We start from the raw sequence: 19,314 nt of genomic DNA, 5'->3' as shown, positions 1-19,314 counted from the left end.
AATGACTATGCAAGGAGAACGTTATGCGCATCTTGGTCGTCGAGGACGAGCGGGCGCTGTGCGATGCGATCGCACGCAGCCTGCGCAACTTGGCCTATAGCGTCGACTGCTGCTACGACGGGCAGCAGGCCCTCGATCTACTCGATGTCGAAACCTTTGATCTTGTCGTGCTCGACCTCAATCTCCCCCATGTCGACGGCATGACCGTGCTCAGGCAACTCAGGACAACTGATTGTGAGACCAAGGTGCTTGTGCTCTCGGCACGTGGCGAGGTCTCCGACAAGGTAGCGGGGCTCGATGCGGGCGCCAACGACTACCTCACCAAGCCGTTCCATCTTGACGAGCTGGCGGCACGCATACGCAGTCTCACGCTCAGGCGCTTTACGCAAAACGACGTTGTTCTAGCCTGTGGATTGTTGAGCTTTGACACCAAGGCGCGCCTCGCCTCCGTGGGCGGCGAGACTCTATCCCTCACGCGCAAGGAGACCGGCATCTTGGAATACCTGATGCTTAACCAGGGGCGGCCGGTGAGCCAGGAAGAGCTTATCGAGCATGTATGGGACAGCAGCGTCAACAGCTTTAGCAACGCGACCCGCGTGCATATCTCGTCGCTGCGAAAAAAGCTGCGCGGTGCGTTGGGGCACGACCCCATCCGCAACCGAATCGGCGAAGGCTACGTTATGGAGGACGGCAAATGAAGCGGCTGTCGCTGCAGTGGCGCATCACGTTGATGACGGCACTGCTGATATGTTCGACCTGCGTACTTATGAATTGCCTGGTTGGCTACTCCGGCATGCGCTACATGGACTCGATTGGTGCAGAAGCGTCGGCGCACAGCAAGGTGGAGGCGGCCTCGCCCAGCTCATTTGACCCGACAAACAAAGAGCTCGACGACGCGCTGACCATCGTCGTGAACGACGCCCAAGAATCGTTTGGCGCGACGAGCTGGTATATAACTGCGGCGGTGACGCTGCTCGGCGGCGTGCTGGCCTACTTTGTAAGCGGACATGCGCTGCGGCCGTTGCGCTTCTTTGCGACGCAAGTCGAGAGCGTGCGGCCCGACAACCTCGCCGACACAAAAATCAGCGAGGACGTGCCCTCTGAACTCAGGCGCTGCAGCGCGTCGTTTAACGACATGATTGCCCGCCTTGACGAGGGATTTTCCGCACAAAGACAGTTTACGGGCAATGCGGCGCACGAACTGCGCACGCCGCTTGCGCTCATGCAGGCCCAGGTTGAGCTGTTTTGCGCCGAGCACCCCGACGTCGACGCCGATACAGCGAGCCTGCTCGGGCTGCTGCAGGAGCAGACCGAGCGAATGACGCACATGACAAAGACCCTGCTCGAGATGAGCGAGCTGCGCAGTGTCCCTTGCAACGATGCGATTGACCTTGCGCCGATGATCGAAGAAGTACTCACGGACCTGGCGCCCCTTGCCGAGCAAAAAGACATCACGCTTACAAGTGAGGGCGACGCGCAAACGATCGGCAGCGATACGCTAATCTATCGGCTGCTGTTCAACTTGGCCGAAAACGCCATACGTTACAGCGCGCCCAACTCGACCGTGCAAATCAACGCCTGCGCCGAAGGCGACCACGTGCTGCTACGCGTGCGCGACCAGGGGCCGGGCATTCCCGAGCAATACCAGACGAGCATCTTTCAGCCCTTCTTTCGTGTCGACAAATCGCGCAGCAGGGCATACGGCGGCGTGGGGCTGGGGCTTGCGCTGGTCTGGGAGATCGCCGCGCTCCACGGCGGCTCCATCGAGGTCGAAAAGAGCTCGGAGCGCGGAACGACCATGCTCGTAACTCTTCCCACTCGCGCACTCGGCTCATTAAAATAACGAACGGGATGGCACGCCGCGTGGCGTACCATCCCGCACATAATATCGAGGATGTGACAAAGGGGCTGTCCCTTTGTCACATCTGCTAGTTCTCGTCGCCTGCCAGCTGAGTTAGCTTACTCCCACTCGACCGTGCCAACGGGCTTCGGCGTGAGGTCGTAGCAAACGCGGCAAATACCGGGGACCTCGGCGGTCACGCGGGCGGTAATGCGCTTGAGCAGCGCCCAGTCGAGCTCGGGCACCTCGGCGGTCATGACGTCAACGGTGTTGATGCAGCGAATGATGCAGGGCCAATCGTAGGCGCGCTTGCCCTCGCGCACGCCGGTGGCGCGGAAGTCGGGCACGACGGCAAAATACTGCCAGATGGTCAGACCCGCCTTGTCGATCTCCTCGCGCACGATCGCGTCGGCTTCGCGCAGCGCCTCAAGACGGTCGCGGGTGATGGCACCAAGGCAGCGGACGCCCAGGCCGGGACCGGGGAACGGCTGGCGCTCGACCATGTTCTCGGGCAGGCCGAGCTCGCGACCGACCACGCGGACCTCGTCCTTGTACAGCAGTTTGACGGGCTCGCAGAGCTCAAACTGTAGGTCCTCGGGCAGACCGCCCACGTTGTGGTGAGCCTTCACGCCATCTTGGGACTCAAGAATGTCGGGATAGATGGTGCCCTGGGCGAGGAAACTGACCTCGTCGCCAACCTTGCGGGCCTCCTCCTCGAACACGCGAATGAACTCGGCGCCGATAATCTTGCGCTTTGCCTCGGGCTCCTCGACGTCCACGAGCTTATCCAGGAAGCGATCAGTAGCGTCGACATAGACCAGGTTCGCATCCATCTGGTTCTTGAAGACGTCGACGACCTGCTCGCTCTCGCCCTTGCGCATCAGGCCGTGATTCACATGCACGCAGATAAGCTGCTTGCCGATGGCCTTGATCAGCAGTGCCGCGACAACGGAGCTGTCAACGCCGCCGGAAAGGGCCAGCAGGACTTTCTTGTCGCCGATCTGCTCGCGGATTGCAGCGATCTGCTCTTCGATGAACGCCTGGGCAAGTTCGGGAGTGGTGATTCGCACCATGTCGTCGGGACGCTTGTTGGGATCCATGCAGAGCTCCTTTTCGGTTCGATGGGAGTGCGTTGCATGTATGCAAACGCACCGTCATATGACCTCATTATATGCAGAGCAAGGTCCGTTTCCCATCGCTGCGTCAGGGCTTTTTGCAGGGGTGGCAGTTTTTCTATATTCCAAGGTCAGCTAGGCTTCGACAGCCACCTTGGGAGCATCGCCAATAGACTCTTCCTTTATACGTTCGGCATAATCGTAGGCGATACCCACAAATTCCAGTCCCGAGCAACAGGAGTACAATTGCTGCTAGTGTTGCCAGCTGTTGGGAGATGGAAGATGGACTGCGATGGCTACCCATGCGTTCCCATGCCGTTGATGTGTACCGCCTTTGTGCCGGGGCAGATTGACGCTGCGGTTGCAGGCATTTCCGACCCCGATTCGCGCGCCATTGCCACGGCAGAAGCGCTGTACTTTCGCGGACAGGCCACCCTCGCCGCCGAGACAGCACGCCCCCATCTTGACGCCACCGACCCCGCGCTGCGCTATTCCGCATGCTTTATCTGCGGATACGCCAGTCTGTCGCTCAACCGTATCGCCGACGCACGCCGGTGCCTTGCTGGCATCCTCGATACGCCGGCCGACGAGGAATCGTCCGCCATCCACGCCATGCATATCCTGTTCGCCTCGGCCGCGAGTGTCCTGCTGCACTTGCCTTCCCCGTATTCTGCCGAAGAGTTTTATCCGCTTGCGGCGCATCTGCCCGAAGGCCTGCGCCTGTTCGCCAGCTACGTGATGGCGCACGCGTTGTATCTGCGCGGCGAATACGGCCGCAGCCTGGGCATGGCGGAAAACGCCCTGATTATGAAACAGGGAAGCTACCCCATCTCGGAGCTATTCCTGCACTTGTCGGCTTCGATGGCCCGTATGAGTCTCAAAGACGTCGACGACGCAAAAGCGCATTTCGGCGCCGCTTGGGACATTGCGCGCCCCGACGGCCTTATCGAACTCATCGGCGAGCACCACGGCCTTTTGCAGGGACTCATCGAGGCATGCCTAAAATCGCAATACCCTGACGATTTCGCACGCATCATCGAGATCACGTACCGCTTCAGCTACGGCTGGCGGCGCATCCACAACCCCGATTCGGGCGAGGATGTGGCCGACGATCTAACGACCACGGAGTTCACCATGGCCATGCTCGCCTGCCGTGGGTGGACCAATGCCGAAATCGCTCGTCATATGGGTGTGTCGCCGGGCACCGTCAAAAACCGACTATCCGGCGTATACGCAAAGCTTGGCATCGGCACACGCGCCGAACTGGTCGCGCATATGTTGCGTTAGCGACCGGGCTGCCAAGCGCATCGAACGCGCTCCGGGGCCTGGCGCTTTCGCGCGCTCAAATTGGACATTTTGGCCATCGAACGGCACTACCGCCACGGGGCACCTTCTCGCAAAATTGGATTATTTCCTCCGATGTTTGCGGGATGGGAGCCAAAGATGCTTGATCGCCGTTCGTTACTTGTTGCCGGAGCGTCCTCGCTGGCGAGCATTATGTTGCCGCGCGTGCCGGGAAGCGCAAACGCCTTCATATTGCCGTTCGCGCCCACCGAAGCCTATGCCGACGAAAAAGACCCCTTCAGGGTGCTCGTTCTCTCGCGCACCATGTTTGGTGTGGTCGTGGTCGACGTCGCCAACAAGAATACGCCCATCACGGGCACCCAGGTCACGCTCACTTCGCGCTATGCCGCAGGCAAGCAGCTCACCGCCACGACCGACGACGAAGGCACGGCCATCTTTGAGGTCGCGCCGCTTTCGGAAGGCTACGTGGACGAGGCAACGCTCCTTGACGCGTACGACTTTAACGGCGGCATCTCCATTAGCATGGCGGGCTACCGTGATGTCGAGATTCCCCTCGCGCGTATCCAGGGCGGCACCGCCATAACCGCGCCCACACGTCCGCTCTCCGACGGCGAGCCGTACTTCCGCCAGCTCACGTTCGACGAATGGGATATCCAGTACGCCGACGCCACGTTTATGGCAATGCCAGCGGACGAAGCAGCAAACGACCAACCCGACACGCACGCCTTTACCGTTCAGGCACATCTGCCACAGGGCGGGCAGGCAACATTGCATATCAATAAAGTGATGCCCGCTGCGGGCAGCTCACCCGAAACCGTCACGCAGATCGGTCAGATCAAGGCCAGCGCATCGGGTGCGAATAATCTGGCGACGTTCACACTCGAAGACAAGTTTCTCGACGCGGCATCGGGCCTTCTGGAAGAAGGGTGCAAGCTGCGCTTTGTCCTCGACTATCAGGGCAAGACCTACACGCTCTCATCCCCTATGGCCGTTGTCACCGCGCCGGCCGCAAAGTCGGAATCGGGCTCGACCACCATCATTCCCACCACTATGGACCAAGAGATCACTCCGTTTGATTTCCCAGCGGCGTTTCCCGGCATCGGCGGCAACAAGTTCACCTGCTGGATGCCCTCGTTCCCCATTCTGTTCGATTTCTCGTTTGCCGGGTACGTACTGTTTGGCGGAGGATACAAACCAGCCAGCTATATGAACGATTCGGGCAATCCTGATCCGGAATACTGGAAGAAATCGCCGCGCGAGTCGGGCGCCAAGCAGGCAAACCGCTACCTCGACGAGATGGAGGGGAAGTGGAATCAGTACAAGAGCATGAGTGCCGGTTCGGGTACCGATCCAAGGAACACCAAGCTGCTTCGCCATCACTGCACACTGCTGTTCACGATGGATATCGCCACGCAGCTGTACGGATCGCTCGCCTACGACTGGGTGGGCAAAACCTGGGGTGACAACAACGATCCCGCATATGGCAATATTAAGGCCCTCTTCCAAGTAAGAACCGACCTCAATTGGACTGAGCAGTTTACCCTGGGACCGGTGCCGTTTTTCCTAAACGTCAACCCCTGGGTGCTGGCAAAACTGGCGCTCGCCGTGGGCGCCCACACGCACGGCAGCGGCGCGGCGTTTTTCAAGAACATTTCGCTCGACTATTCCAACACGTCGGGCTCTTTCACCATCCAGATCGGGCTTGCCGTCACCTTTGGAGCCGGCGTTGCAGGCGTCGCCTCGTCTGCCGTGCGCGGCGCCGCATCCCTCACGTTGTTCATTGGGTACGAGAAGGCGGATGGACACCAGCTTCCGCGACTGCGCGTAGGTGCAGACGTCGATGTCGATGTGATACTCCAGTTCGTCATGTTCAAGTGGACCACCAAAGCTTGGTCGGGATCGTGGCCCACACTCCTCGATTCGTGGAATATGTCGGTGAACAACGGCGACCAGTATGTACTCCAGCGCTCTGAACTCGCATTGGGCGGAGATACGCCTTACACGCTGGATGCCTGCTTCGGCACGCCCGGCGACATCAAGGCGGGCGGCGTGCCGCAATTTATCGCATCGGCCACCATCGTCACTAACGCCGAGCTGCTCGCACGCGCCGAGGTTAATGCCACTGCCGCAAACGTTGCGCCTGTCGTGCGCGATTGGGATCAAGCGGTCACGCGCATTGAGCTCGAGGCAGACGCGGAGAGCGACGACACGGGACAGATCGAGCATTTCGTCCATGCACTGATAGAGAACGACGAAAACGCCGCGCCAATGTATAAGTACGCCTATATCAGGCAGGCGACGAACGCCGTTGCGGACCCCAACGCCAATTCTGCTGGTGTATCGGAGGACGAGCGTGGCGGTATCAAACCCTCGAGTGACAGCGTGCTGTTTTCCGGCGTGCTCAGCGAAGCTCACATGAAACTGGCAATGATTGCCGGCGCAGAATGCCTGTTCCGCATCGCCTCGGTGCGCTACGGCGACAATGGCCGCTCGCGCCTGGTGGTGCACACAAAGGCGAACGGCACGTGGTCTGCCCCCACGCCCGTGGACTTCCCCCTTGGGTTTGGCGAGGGCGACGTGGAGCGCGACGGCATATACGATTACGACTTCGACGTGGTGGAATATACGGACGGAAGAGGAAACCAGGACGCCTACGTGCTGCTGGTCTCGGGCGAGCGCCCCGCCGGCGACAACACCCTTTTCGATACGGCGAGCACATCCGGCATACTGTCCGTTGTGCGCCTGCGCATAAGCAACGACGGAGTTCGCGTGACATCGCACACGTCGTGGCGCAGTATCTCGCGCGGCCGCCTTCAGGAGGATGGCTACCATTGCCTGCAGTGCCCGCGTATCACGGTGGGCAAGACGCTGGTCGACGGACGTCTGTCGGGTGTCTACCTCCACCGCCGCGGAACCACCGCAGAAAAGGCGCTCAGCAGCGAGGCTGAGGTTGCGCTGGAATGTTTCACCCTGTGGTCGGACGTTTCGGGCGACAGCCTCACGTTCCGTCAGGTCCTCCGCTTTCCGCAAGCACCGTCGAGTATCGAGCTGGGCGCGCCCGAGAATATCGACGGCAAAATGGTGGTGCCCGTTGCGTACGAGACCACAGACGGTTGCGGCTGCGCATCGTACGCCGTGATCGGCCAGTCCATTGCGGGCTGGGGCGTTATGCCGCCGGACGCCGCGGTGCCCTGTGCGGTGCCGTGGCCACAACATTCGGGCTTTTTGGCAACCGTCAACGAGCAACTGCAGCATATTACTTGGACGCGAGGCGCATCGGCATTTGCAACGCAGCCTGTGGGTGCCGCAGGCTGTGGCCCGGCATCGTTTAGCGTAAGCAACAACGGCAGATGCGTGCTCTATGTAGAGAACACCGACGGCAAGGTGGGACAAACCTACGACGAAGAAGGCAACCCGGTAGCAGTGATGGGCAAGCACTTCCGCATCTTCGCCAGCACCTTGGCACGCGATTTGTTCACGGAGCCGTTCGTGATGTGCGAGCTGGACCATCCCGTCGATCAGATAACGACATTTTTGACGTCGGGAGGCATGCTCTCCGCGCTCGCCACGCACATTGTGAGCGCGGAGAAGAGCGAGGCAGAGCTGCACGGCATCGAAGTACCCTTGGTGGCATGTGCCACTCCGACAGGGGCGGTCGCCACCTCGGGCGCAGTGGTGCCCGGAGCAGCAGGCGAATCCTTCATGGTCACGGTGCGAAACGACGGCAACACCTTGCTGACCGCCGGCACGATCGATCTGTATCGAGAGGGCTTTAGCCAGCCGTTCTCCAGCGCATCCATCGGATTCGGGGTGAACGCACGTATGGCATCGATCTACGATCCAGAGCTTGCCGAGGACGCTTCGGCCAACGACATGGCACACGTGAAGTACGCACTCGAGACGCTGGGCGAACATTTTGCGACGCACCCGCTGGTAGCCGACAACGGCAACGCCGTGCTGGCACCGGGTTGCACGGCACAGTTCCGCATGAGCTTCGCCATCCCCGAGAGTTGGAGCGACGAAGTGGGCAAACGCGTAACGCTGTATGCGAAGGCACGTAATCTGGTGGCGCTCGATCCCGTAACGTTCGAGGAAATTCGACCGGGCGCAAACTCGACGCTGGGCGCCGTACTGCACGAGCTTCATGTACCCGACGCGGCATGCGAACGCTCGGAAGTTCAGGTCGGCGTATGCGACAGCGCGGATACGACAGGACTTCACGACGCCCCGATGACAGCAGACGGCGATGGAGGCTCGAGTGGCGGCGGTTCCGGTGGAAGCAGCTCCGGTGGTGGCAGCAGCTCCGACAGCGGCAAGGACCACGGCAATAACAAGCGCTCCGGAAAAGCGGGCGCGCTTGCGGGCACGGGCGATGTCAACGCTCCCCTTACGGCAGCCGCTGCAGCACTCGCCGCGGCAGGCGCCGGCCTCGTCGCCTACGGCGCCCGCCGCACGGCGCTCGAAACCGACACCGCCAATGAGGTCAATTCGGATAGGCCTCGCTAGCTCCTACTTACTTTTGTGAGAGGCGCCGACTCGGCTAATCGAACATCAAAATGGGCTGGTTCTGGATACCCAGAGCCGGCCCATTGCGCATTAGATGTCGTCTGAGGAGTCGAGTTCTGCCTCGAGCTTGGCACGGCGTCTTTTCGCCGTGAAAAACGTTGCACACAGGACAGCAAACGTGGCCGCGAAAATCGTCGCACCGCAGAACACGCCCGTGGCCAGGTTCGCCAACCAAAAGACGCTTTCGAGCAGTACGATCTGCGCCTCAGCGACACAGCGCATTGCGGCAATAACAAGCGCGAACGCGGCGCCGCTAAGACCGCTGACAAGCAGGAAATATCCAACAGGAAGATGCTCGGTTTGCCCAAAACGATTGGTATCGACATAGCCCTTCCGCGTTTGCAGTCCTGCGCAAATCAACATCACGAGAACGAGCCACAAATACATGGCTGCCTCGAATGGCGTTGCAAAGCCATGCGGCATTTCACTGGCGTCGCTGTGAACCCACGCAACCTGTCGAGCTATAAACTGGTAGAAAAAGATCATCAACATGCCAAACGAAAGCAGCACGAAACCAATCTTGTAGATCTTCGCGTTCTCAGCCTCCAGGCGTTCATCCTTTGGGCCGGCATATTCACGCCACTTTTGCACGAGTTTTAAATCTTCAAATTTCATAGCGAACTCCTAAAGAGCGTCAGGGTCGACGTCGATTTCGTCTTCCCAAAACAAGTCGTTCAACGTAACACGCAGCGCCTTACAGATTGCCACGCACAAATTGAGCGTGGGGTTGTAGCCGCCCGCCTCGATAAGGCCGATGGTTTGGCGCGCAACGCCCACGGCTTGGGCTAAGTCAGCTTGCGAAAGGCCAGCCGCCGCGCGTGCCGCCTTCATGCGTAGGTTCTTTTTGCCCGGCATGGAGTTCCTTTCGTAAATATGGACAGATATCCGTTGCACCATGACAGAAATATATTGCATTCTTCACAAGATGTCAACTATATCTGTCATTATGGAAACCATGTTCGCCATCGCCATGTGGACATAACAATTTCGATTCGCTATTCAAACTTACTCGGACAGAACCGACTCGGTTTTGTCCGAGTAAACGTGATTGATAGTCGATCGCTGTGCCCGCTCGTGCAATCAGCATCGTTCGATTTTGTTTAGTAAAACTAGGTCCCTATTAAATAAAATTCGTTTGTATCCAAATTTGTTTAACAATGCCGCGCTACCACTAAGCACTATACCCGTTAATTCGAACGATTGTTCGATGGATTTCGTGTTGGTTGGAATCGCCTATGGACTGGGCTATGCTACCTTGACTATCTATATGACTAAAACGCAGCAAGGGAGCACCGAGAGAGCGAGTATGGCAAAAAACACCGCAAACTATGGTAACGACAGTATCCGCCAGCTCAAGGACGAGGAGCGCGTACGACTGCGCCCCGCCGTCATCTTTGGCTCGGACGGACTCGACGGTTGCGCGCACGCCGCCTTTGAGATCCTGTCCAACGCCGTTGACGAGGCGCGCCAGGGCTACGGCAAGCTCATCACCCTCACCGCTTTTCGCGATGGCTCTATTCAGGTAGAGGACAACGGCCGTGGCTGCCCGCTCGACTGGAACCCCTCCGAGAAGCGCTTTAACTGGGAGCTCGTCTTTTGTGAGCTCTACGCCGGCGGCAAGTACAACAACAACCAGGGCGGCGACTACGACTTCTCGCTCGGCACCAACGGCCTGGGCTCGTGCGCGACCCAGTACGCTTCCGAGTACATGGACGTCACCGTTTGGCGCGACGGCAACAAGTACTCTCTGCACTTTAAGAAAGGCAAGGTCGTCGGCGCCAAAAAGAAGGCGCTCGAGATCGAGCCCAGCGACGAGGACCGCACCGGCACCACCATCAAGTGGCGCCCCGATCTTGAAGTCTTTACCTCCATCAGCATTCCCCACGACTGGTATCGCGAGACCATGCGCCGCCAGGCCGTGGTCAACGCCAACGTGACCTTCCGCCTGCGCATCGAGGGCGACGACGGCGAGTTTTCCGAAGAGGATTTTTGCTACCCCAAGGGTATCGAGGACTACGTACTCGAGAAGGTGGGTGCCGACTACCTCACCGAGCCCTTCTTTATCGAGGCCGACCGCCGCGGTCGCGACCGCGAGGACCTGCCCGACTACAACGTAAAGATCACCGCGTGCATGTGCTTCTCGCGCACCCTCACGATGCAGGAGTACTACCACAACTCATCGTGGCTCGAGAACGGCGGTTCGCCGGAAAAGGCCGCCCGCAGCGCTCTGACCAGCGCCATCGACGCCTATATTAAGCAACAGGGTAAGTACAACAAAAACGAGACCGGCATTAAGTGGCAAGACGTCCAGGACTGTCTGGTACTGGTGACCAACTGCTTCTCCACCCAGACGTCCTACGAGAACCAGACCAAGAAGGCCATCAACAACCGCTTTATCCAGCAGGCCATGACGGCATTCTTTAAGGAGCGCCTCTCGACCTACTTGATCGAGAACAAAGACGCCGCCAACAAGATCGTGGAGCAGGTGCTCATCAACAAGCGCTCGCGCGAGAACGCCGAGAAGACGCGTCAGAGCATCAAGACCAACCTGCAGCAGAAGACCGACATGGCCAACCGCGTGCAAAAGTTCATCGATTGCCGCTCCAAAGACAAGAGCCGCCGCGAGATCTACATCGTAGAGGGCGACTCGGCAGCTGGCGCCATCCGAACGTCGCGCGACGCCGAGTTCCAGGGCGTTATGCCCGTCCGCGGCAAGATCCTCAACTGCCTAAAGGAGGACTACCCGCGCATCTTTAAGTCCGACATCATCATGGACCTCATGCGCGTGCTGGGCTGCGGCGTGGAGATTAAGGACAAGCGCATCAAGAACCTTGGTGCCTTTGACCTGGACAACCTCAACTGGAACAAGGTCATCATCTGTACGGACGCCGACGTCGACGGCTATCACATCCGCACGCTCGTGCTCACCATGCTCTACCGCCTGGTGCCCACGCTTATCGACGAAGGTTATGTGTATATCGCCGAGTCGCCGCTCTACGAGATCAACTGCAAAGAGAAGACCTACTTTGCCTACACTGAGCTCGAGAAGAACGGCATCCTCAAGGAAATCGGCGACCAGAAGTGCTCGATCAACCGCTCCAAGGGTCTTGGTGAGAACGATCCGGACATGATGTGGCTCACCACCATGAACCCCGAGACGCGCCGCCTAATCAAGGTGGAACCCGAGGACGTCACCAAGATGGAAACCATGTTCAACCTGTTGCTGGGCAACGACGAGGCAGGCCGCAAGCGCCACATCTCCGAGCACGGCAAGGAATACCTGGACCAGCTGGACCTGCAATAGCAGCAAATCGATAACGACGGCCCACAAGAAGTTCAAGAGGAAATCGTGGCAAAGAAGAAGACGAAGAACCAGCCAAAGAAAAAGCAGGTCAACGCCGAGAACGTCATCGGCCTGCACTCCGAGGTCACCGACCAGCCGATCACGCAGACGCTCGAGGTCAACTACATGCCCTACGCCATGAGCGTCAACGTCTCGCGTGCATTCCCCGAGATCGACGGCTTTAAGCCCTCGCACCGCAAGCTGCTCTACACCATGTACAAGATGGGTCTGCTGAAGGGCGAGCGCCAGAAGAGCGCCAACATCGTGGGCCAGACCATGAAGCTCAACCCGCACGGCGATGCCGCGATCTACGAAACGATGGTGCGCCTGGCGACGGGCAACGAAGCGCTGCTTGCCCCCTTCGTGGAGTCGAAGGGCAACTTTGGCAAGTACTATTCGGGCGACCTGAGCTACGCCGCCTCGCGTTACACCGAGGCCAAGCTCTCCCCCATCAGCGCCGAGATCTTCAAAGACATCGACAAGGACCCGGTTGACTTTGTTGACAGCTATGACGGCGCCATGAAGGAGCCGCGCCTGCTGCCCACCACGTTCCCCAACATCCTCGTCTCGGCCAACAAGGGCATCGGCGTCGCCATGGCGTCCGACATCTGCGGTTTCAACCTCAACGAAGTCTGCACCGCCACGATGCACTACCTGCAGGATCCCGACTGTGACCTGCTCGAGTACATGCCCATGCCCGACTTCTCGACCGGCGGCGAGATTATCTACCGCCGCGAGGAGATGGAGAAGATCGTCGAGACCGGCCTTGGCAGCTTCCAGATCCGCTCCCGCTGGCGCTGGATTCCCGAAGAGCGCATTATCGAGGTCTACGAGATCCCCTACACCACCAAGACCGATGTCATCATCGAGCGCATCGTCAAGCTCTCCAAGGAGGGCAAGGTCAAGGAGATTGCCGACATCCGCGATGAGACCGACCTTTCGGGCCTGCGTATCGCCATCGACCTTAAGCGCGGCGTCGACCCCGACAAGCTCATGGCGAAGCTCTATCGCTCGACCACGCTGCAGGATTCGTTCTCGTGCAACTTTAACGTGCTCGTCGACGGCTATCCCCGCGTTATGGGCGTGCGCCAGATTCTGCACGAGTGGGTCAAGTGGCGTATTGAGTCCACGCGTCGCCGCATTAACTTTGACCTGGGCAAAAAGTCCGAGCGCCTGCACCTGCTGCACGGCCTTGAGGCAATTCTGCTCGACATCGACAAGGCCATCGCCATCATCCGCGGCACTAAGCTCGAGGCAGAGGTTGTACCCAACCTTATGAAGGGTTTCGACATCGATGAGACCCAGGCCGAGTTTGTCGCCGAGCTCAAGCTCCGCAACATCAACGAGGAGTACATCCTCAACCGCACCAAGGACATCGCTAAGCTCGAGGGCGAGATTGCCGAGCTTGAGGAGATCCTTTCGAGCGAAGAGAACATCAAGAAGGTCATCAGCGACGAGCTGGCCGCGGTCAACAAGAAGTACGTGATGCCGCGCCGCACGGGCAGGATCGAGCCCCATGAGGTTATCGAGGTAAGCTTGGAGCCCGAGGTCGAGGAGTACCCGGTTACGATCATGCTCTCGCGCGATGGCTACCTCAAGAAGATGACGGACCGCGTGCTCAAGAAGGCGACCACGCTCAAGTACAAGGACGGCGACAAACCCTTTATCGAGTTCCCGTCCTCCAACACCCACGAGCTGCTGGTCTTTACCAACAAGAGCCAGGTGTACAAGTGCAAGGTCACGGCGTTTGAGGACACCAAGTCGGCACAGCTGGGCTCGTACCTGCCGACCGATCTTGAGATGGAACCCGACGAGAACGTCATCTGGGTCATCGACCCCGAGGACTACAAGGCCGACGCTCTGTTTGTCTTTGAGAACGGCCGCGTGGTGCGTGTCGCGCTTGCCGGATACGTTACCAAGACCAACCGCAAGCGCCTCAAAAACGCTATCTATGGTGGCAGCAAGCTGCTGTATGCCCAGGTGCTCAAGGAAGATCGCGACATCGCGCTGGTCTCGAGCGACTATCGTTTGATGAACTTCAACACGTCGCTGCTTAAGACCAAGACGACCACCAACACGCAGGGCGTCCAGGCCTTTACGGCCAAGAAGGGCCGCTCGGTCACCACCGTCGGCACGACCGAGGAGATTCTTGGCGCCGGCGTCTCGGCCGAAAAGTTCACCGCGCAGAGCCTGCCCTCCGCCGGCGCCCTCATGAAGGAAAACGACATGCCGAGTTTGTTTGACTAAAACAACGGCGACCAAACCGTTATGGTTTTACAAAGCAGCGGGGCCCGGAGCGCAGCAACATCGCGCTCCGGGCCCCATGCATTACAGCAACATCATCCCTATAGACAAAATGTCGCATAAAGTGGAACAGACATAAGCCCATCATTCATTCCAAAGGGCTTAGTCGATAGTCTGATAAGGCGCACGCCCGGATGGGTCTTTTTAAGTGAGGACAGGCTTCGAGATCTTGTGTTCTCCCCCGCCTTGACTTCAATCGCAGACAAGCATCCCTGCTTCTCTACTACAAAGTCGATTTCCGCACGATTATCTCGCGCCCAATAATGCAGCGGATAGCCCATGGCTGAAAGCTGTTGGGCAACGTAGTTTTCGGTAAGTGCGCCCATGAATGTGCCGCCGATGCCGGCTAGAATATCGGCGCGTTGAGCACCGGCCTTGGAGACGAGCAGCCCTGTATCCGCCTGATAGATTTTAAAAGCAGAAGGGTTAACGAAGGCCTCTAAGGGGCTTTCGATCTGCCCGACTAGGCTGCAGCGCGCCACCGTACCCGACAATACAAGCCAATCGAGAGCATCTCCAAAGAGAGACGCATTGCCCCCCGCTCGCACTACCTTGTATTGAAATTTACGATTCTCTTTGGCAAGCTGCTGTGAAATGGAATCGAAGCACGCACGCGTCTTTGCGCTCAAGCGTTCATCAGCATATTTATTGGTGTCGGCGGAATATCCGTCGAGAATAATCCGATGCTTTTCGGCCACATCAATGATTGACTGATCATCGATGTACGTTTGGACCGCCTCGGGCATTCCGCCAACAACAAGATACTGTCGATAGAGCCCAAGCGCCTTTTCATGAAGGCTTGGCGCAAGAGGACCCATTATCTCAAATGATGAGCGTATCTCGTCGACCAGCTGATCGTGCCCCATCGCCCAGAGAAACTCCTCGAAATCGAGTGGAGTCATCTCAATCAAGTCGGTCTTTCCGACGGGGAACGAATACGACTGATGGTTAATGGCAACCCCAAGAAGCGACCCGGCAGCCGCAACGTAATACTCGGGAGCATCTTCGCAAAAGTATTTAAGGGAAGTGAGCGCTTCCTCGCATGCCTGGATCTCGTCAATGAACAGTAAGGTTTTGCCAGGCACGATACGCTGTCCCGTACGAGCCTCAATCGCGCGTACGATCGAATGAGGGTCAAGACCGCCCGAAAAATCCGCTCGCGCCGACCGGTCGTTCTCAAGATTAACGTAGACAACCGATTCGAAAAGATCCTGAGCGTACGTTCTGAGCAGATAGGTCTTGCCACACTGGCGCACGCCTTTGACCAGCAAAGGTTTTCTATCAGCCCTGTCTCGCCATTCCCTAAGGAGCTCGTCTGCCTTGCGACGCATACGCAACCTTCCCTCATGAACTTCTGTTTGACAATATTTTAACGCGGATTAATTTGTTTTCAGTTATTTTTCTGCGTTTAAAAATTGTTCTATACGGCACTTGAGGGAATACACCCCTATCTCTTGGTAAGGATAGCAAGCATTTCCACCAACGCTGATTGCCATGCGTTCTTCTTGTCCTTAGGCAAGCTTGCGAGCGAGCTCTCGCACCTCTTTCAACTTGGGCGAGGATGCCATGCTGTCGCGCTCGGTCATACCGCTGATGGTGACAATGCCCTGGTCCTCCCACTTGCAGTACGCGCAGGTTGACTTGTACATAGCGATCGCCGCATCATAGACGCCCTCGCTGTGGCTATCGAGTAAAAGGGCCGTCTTGGTGAACGGGAAGCCCGTAGCACCGAAGGCGTACAGGCGGTCGATGACAGCCTTCTCCTGTGCGGTGATATCAAACCAGTAGATAGGCGAAGCGAAGACGACCATGTCGGCGTCTTTCAGCGACTCAATCACGTTGGCCATGTCATCCTTCTGCACGCAGACGCCCTCATGGGCAAAGCAGTACTGGCATCCCAAGCAGCCGGCGATCTTCTTGCTGGCAACGCGGACGACCTCGACCGTATTGCCGCCCTCACGCGCGGTCTCGGCAAACGCCTCGACCATGGTATCGGTATTGGCGCCCTTACGCGGGCTGCCGCTCAATACAACGATATTCATAGGATTCCCTCTCCTTCATGCTGCAGGCGCGCAGCATTTTTTCTTGTAACCAAAACAAATGGGGTTAATCAATCGCCAGCAGGCCATATCTCTTGCTCAAGTTCCCTAAAGAAGCTCAAGGCGATTGCGATTGCCTTATACAACATCGAAAACCAAAGAGGGGCCATAGCAACGTCGCCTGCCTGAAATGGCACGCTGTCAAGGTCAACTACGGGGATCGTGGCGAGCCGATACCGCCCGCATGCCTCCTTCGGAATAGGCACTGAGCAGCTCCTGGGCGTGAGCGAACTCGGGTCCCCGCCTCCAACCAAGTAGGCGGTTGACCGCGAGATTTCCCTGGACGTTGTGGACGAAGAGCAGATAGGCGTCCTCGCGCGAAAGCCCAGTCTCCTCCATGATCGAGGGAACCATCTGCTCGGCGCCGCGCTCGACGACGCGCTGTGCCACCCGGGCGTACGCGTCGTCATCCGAGTAGAGCAGATAATAGTCATCGTTTGCCGGCGGACGCTGGCAGAGGGCACCCGCCTCTGTTCCCTCGAGCGGCGGCACCGCCGCCAAGGCCTCGTCGATAAGCGCGTCGAGCAGGGCGAACTTGTCCTCGTAGTGCAGATAGAACGTGCCACGGTTGATATCGGCACGGCGGCAGATATCCGCTACCGTCATCTTCGCGAAGCCGACCTCGGCCAGCAGCGCGAAGAACGCCTCCCGTATGACCGAGAGTGTATAGCGTCGGCGACGATCGATCTTCCCCGCTTCCATTACCCCTCCAATTGCAACGCTCGACAATGCCCGGCAAACGCTCGTTTATCGACAACAGGCCGAAGCTGTTCATTGCTCTTAAGCAAATCGACATGGATACTTTTTATAGACACCTGTTTATAATAGCTGAAAGAAGGTATCCAGTGACCCTGTACGAGCAGCTCGTTATCGAGCTCACCAACCGATCGTTTTCCCTTCATGCCGCCTACCGCAGCGGCAGCACGCCCTATGAGCTGAGTGACCGCGAGCCCGAGCCCTACGACCAGCAAATCGAGGACTTCGCCCGTATGATCGAAGAAGCCGATTGCGTGCTGGTGGGCGGGGCCTCCGGGCTCTCCGCGGCGGGCGGCGGCGACTTCTACTACGAGGACAACGCGACCTATCGCAAGCATTTCGGCAAATTCGCCGAGCGTTACGGTTTCAAGGGCGCTTTCGAGGGGTCGTTCTACCGCTGGCCCACCGCCGAGGCGCGCTGGGGATACCTCGCCACCTTCCTCGACACCACGCTCAACGCCCCGCTGCGCAAGCCCTACAAGGACCTCGACGCCATTCTCGCCGAGAAGGATTTCTTCGTGCTCACCACCAACCAGGACACGCAGTTTGTGAAGCTCTATCCCTGGGAGAAAGTGGCAGAGATCCAAGGCGACCACCGCTTCTTTCAGTGCTCCCGCTGTTGCACCGACGAGGTGTGGGATGCGGTCGAGCCGGTCTCCAACATGGTAGAGGCCATGGGAGACGGCCTTGAGGTTCCGACAGAGCTCGTGCCGCGCTGCCCGCACTGCGGGGCAGAGGCGTTCCCCTGGGTTCGCGGCTACGGCAACTTCCTGCAGGGCGAACTCTACGAGGAGCAGTACCGCAAGGTGTCCGAATGGCTCGACGCGCACGCACGGCAGAGGATCCTCTTCCTCGAGCTGGGTGTGGGCCGCATGACGCCCGCGTTTATCCAGGAGCCGTTCTGGGCCCTCACGGCGCAGTTACCGCAGGCCAGCTACATCGCCGTAAACAACAAGACGCAGTTTCTCCCCCGCGCGATCGAGGATCGGGGGCTCGCCGTTCGCGCCGACATCGCCGACGTGCTTGCCGACGTGCGCAAGACGCTGAGGAGGTAGCGCATGGAGACGGCGAAAGCAGTTCGCATAGGCAGGGCGCTAGCCGAAGCGGATCTTGTCATCATCGGCGCTAGCAACGGACTGGACATGGCAGAGGGGCTCAACCTTTTCTGCGCCGATGCTCATTTCCAAGAGGCGTACGGGGACCTCGCCCAGGCAGACGGCATCGGCTGCATACTGCAGGGGCTCGCTTCCCCGGATGCCAGCGTGCGACGCCGATGGGCCGAGCGGTTCCATCAAAAGGAGTATCTCGAATATGAGCCCGGCTCGCTCATGAACGGGCTGCGGCGTCTTACGGAGCACGCCGACACCTTCGTGGTCACATGCAACATCGACGGGCACTTCGCGCGCGCCGGGTTCGACGAGGAGCGCGTGCTCGAGACTGAGGGGAGCACGCGCACGTCGGTTGACGAGCGGCGCCTCGCCCATCCAGACACCCTCGCCATGACCCAGCTCGACGAGCTCGCGCGTCTTGTGCAAGCCCATCGCAACGGCAGGGTCGCCATCCTCGAACTTGGCGTGGGACTGCACAACGGCGTCATAAAGCGCATGCTCGCCCAGATCGCGAACGCCTGCGAGCACGCCACCTACATCGTGTTCAACTACGGCCAGGCCATGGCGCCCGACGCTTCGTGCGAGACGATTCTCGTTGACGGCGATATGGCCCCGGCTTTCGAGGAGATCGCCCGATGCCACCCCTAGAAAGAGAAGCGCGTAGGCTTCGAAGCCTTATCGACGATGCCGACGCCATCATCGTCGGCATCGGCTCGGGCATGTCGAGCGCCGCCGGGTTCAACCATTACAACCGCGCGGGCATGGCGCGCGCAGGAATGGCGGACTGGCAGCAAGCCTTTGGCTTCAAGAGCCTTTTCGACGGCTTCTACCACCTCTACCCCAGCCTCGAGCAGCAATGGGCCTACTACGCGCGATA

At 58.9% G+C, this 19,314-nt stretch carries 14 protein-coding genes and 1 pseudogene; 9 read left to right on the top strand and 6 right to left on the bottom strand.

From position 1 onward, the window contains the following. Positions 1-23: 23 nt before the first annotated feature. Both DW796_RS09090 and DW796_RS09085 read left to right on the top strand, forming a co-directional pair. A complete protein-coding gene (locus DW796_RS09090) occupies positions 24-698 on the top strand; it encodes a response regulator transcription factor (RefSeq protein WP_117563590.1) in 675 nt (224 codons plus the stop codon). Next, on the top strand, positions 695-1,843 hold the full coding sequence (locus tag DW796_RS09085) for an ATP-binding protein (protein WP_118094922.1): 1,149 nt from the start codon (positions 695-697) through the stop codon (positions 1,841-1,843). Before DW796_RS09090 ends, DW796_RS09085 begins: the two co-directional genes overlap by 4 nt. 116 nt (positions 1,844-1,959) lie before the next feature. Here the strand turns inward: DW796_RS09085 and guaA are convergent, their stop codons facing one another. After that, positions 1,960-2,940, bottom strand: coding sequence for a glutamine-hydrolyzing GMP synthase (guaA, locus tag DW796_RS09080; protein ID WP_117736512.1), 981 nt, complete (start codon positions 2,938-2,940; stop codon positions 1,960-1,962). A gap of 297 nt (positions 2,941-3,237) precedes the next feature. Here guaA and DW796_RS09075 point away from each other — a divergent pair, with 297 nt between their 5' ends. Together DW796_RS09075 and DW796_RS09070 are read left to right on the top strand one after the other, a co-directional pair. Further along, positions 3,238-4,242 carry a helix-turn-helix transcriptional regulator gene (locus DW796_RS09075; protein WP_199579848.1) on the top strand — a complete coding sequence of 335 codons (1,005 nt, stop codon included), beginning with the start codon at positions 3,238-3,240 and terminating at the stop codon, positions 4,240-4,242. Between the two features lie 156 nt (positions 4,243-4,398). Then, positions 4,399-8,766 carry a hypothetical protein gene (locus DW796_RS09070; RefSeq protein WP_118094920.1) on the top strand — a complete coding sequence of 1,456 codons (4,368 nt, stop codon included), beginning with the start codon at positions 4,399-4,401 and terminating at the stop codon, positions 8,764-8,766. A gap of 90 nt (positions 8,767-8,856) precedes the next feature. Here DW796_RS09070 and DW796_RS09065 read toward each other — a convergent pair whose 3' ends face one another. Then, entirely contained in the window at positions 8,857-9,441 is a 585-nt protein-coding gene (locus DW796_RS09065) for a hypothetical protein (RefSeq protein WP_118094918.1), read from the bottom strand. A 9-nt stretch (positions 9,442-9,450) separates the two neighbouring features. Beyond that, positions 9,451-9,681 carry a helix-turn-helix transcriptional regulator gene (locus DW796_RS09060; protein ID WP_118094916.1) on the bottom strand — a complete coding sequence of 77 codons (231 nt, stop codon included), beginning with the start codon at positions 9,679-9,681 and terminating at the stop codon, positions 9,451-9,453. Positions 9,682-10,132: 451 nt separating this feature from the next. Between DW796_RS09060 and DW796_RS09055 the strand changes: the two genes are divergently transcribed. After that, the gene (locus tag DW796_RS09055; protein ID WP_118094914.1) at positions 10,133-12,130 is read left to right on the top strand and encodes a type IIA DNA topoisomerase subunit B; all 1,998 of its coding nucleotides are present in this window, start codon (positions 10,133-10,135) and stop codon (positions 12,128-12,130) included. Between the two features lie 45 nt (positions 12,131-12,175). Then, positions 12,176-14,416, top strand: a complete 2,241-nt coding sequence (locus DW796_RS09050; RefSeq protein WP_118094912.1) for a DNA gyrase subunit A — start codon at positions 12,176-12,178, stop codon at positions 14,414-14,416. Positions 14,417-14,514: 98 nt separating this feature from the next. On the opposite strand, the gene DW796_RS09045 is transcribed toward DW796_RS09050, so the two are convergent. From DW796_RS09045 to DW796_RS09035, 3 genes are all read right to left on the bottom strand, one after another. Further along, entirely contained in the window at positions 14,515-15,804 is a 1,290-nt protein-coding gene (locus DW796_RS09045; protein WP_118094910.1) for an ATP-binding protein, read from the bottom strand. Positions 15,805-15,984: 180 nt separating this feature from the next. Continuing rightward, a complete protein-coding gene (locus DW796_RS09040) occupies positions 15,985-16,515 on the bottom strand; it encodes a flavodoxin family protein (protein WP_118094908.1) in 531 nt (176 codons plus the stop codon). A 204-nt stretch (positions 16,516-16,719) separates the two neighbouring features. After that, a complete protein-coding gene (locus DW796_RS09035; protein WP_117583297.1) occupies positions 16,720-17,274 on the bottom strand; it encodes a TetR/AcrR family transcriptional regulator in 555 nt (184 codons plus the stop codon). Between the two features lie 143 nt (positions 17,275-17,417). Here DW796_RS09035 and DW796_RS09030 point away from each other — a divergent pair, with 143 nt between their 5' ends. From DW796_RS09030 to DW796_RS09020, 3 genes and pseudogenes are all read left to right on the top strand, one after another. Next, positions 17,418-18,383, top strand: a complete 966-nt coding sequence (locus DW796_RS09030) for a Sir2 silent information regulator family NAD-dependent deacetylase (protein WP_199579847.1) — start codon at positions 17,418-17,420, stop codon at positions 18,381-18,383. Between the two features lie 87 nt (positions 18,384-18,470). After that, positions 18,471-19,085 carry a hypothetical protein gene (locus DW796_RS09025; RefSeq protein ID WP_147351029.1) on the top strand — a complete coding sequence of 205 codons (615 nt, stop codon included), beginning with the start codon at positions 18,471-18,473 and terminating at the stop codon, positions 19,083-19,085. Beyond that, positions 19,073-19,314 (top strand): annotated as a pseudogene (locus DW796_RS09020) (hypothetical protein); the annotation flags it as partial. The gene DW796_RS09025 and the pseudogene DW796_RS09020, both read left to right, overlap by 13 nt.

It is taken from the genome of Collinsella sp. AM31-2AC (genome assembly GCF_003469285.1).
GTDB classification, from domain to species: Bacteria; Actinomycetota; Coriobacteriia; order Coriobacteriales; family Coriobacteriaceae; genus Collinsella; species Collinsella aerofaciens_AT.
The sequence above is the reverse complement of the archived record's forward strand: the minus strand, read 5'-3'. Positions and strand labels throughout refer to the sequence as shown.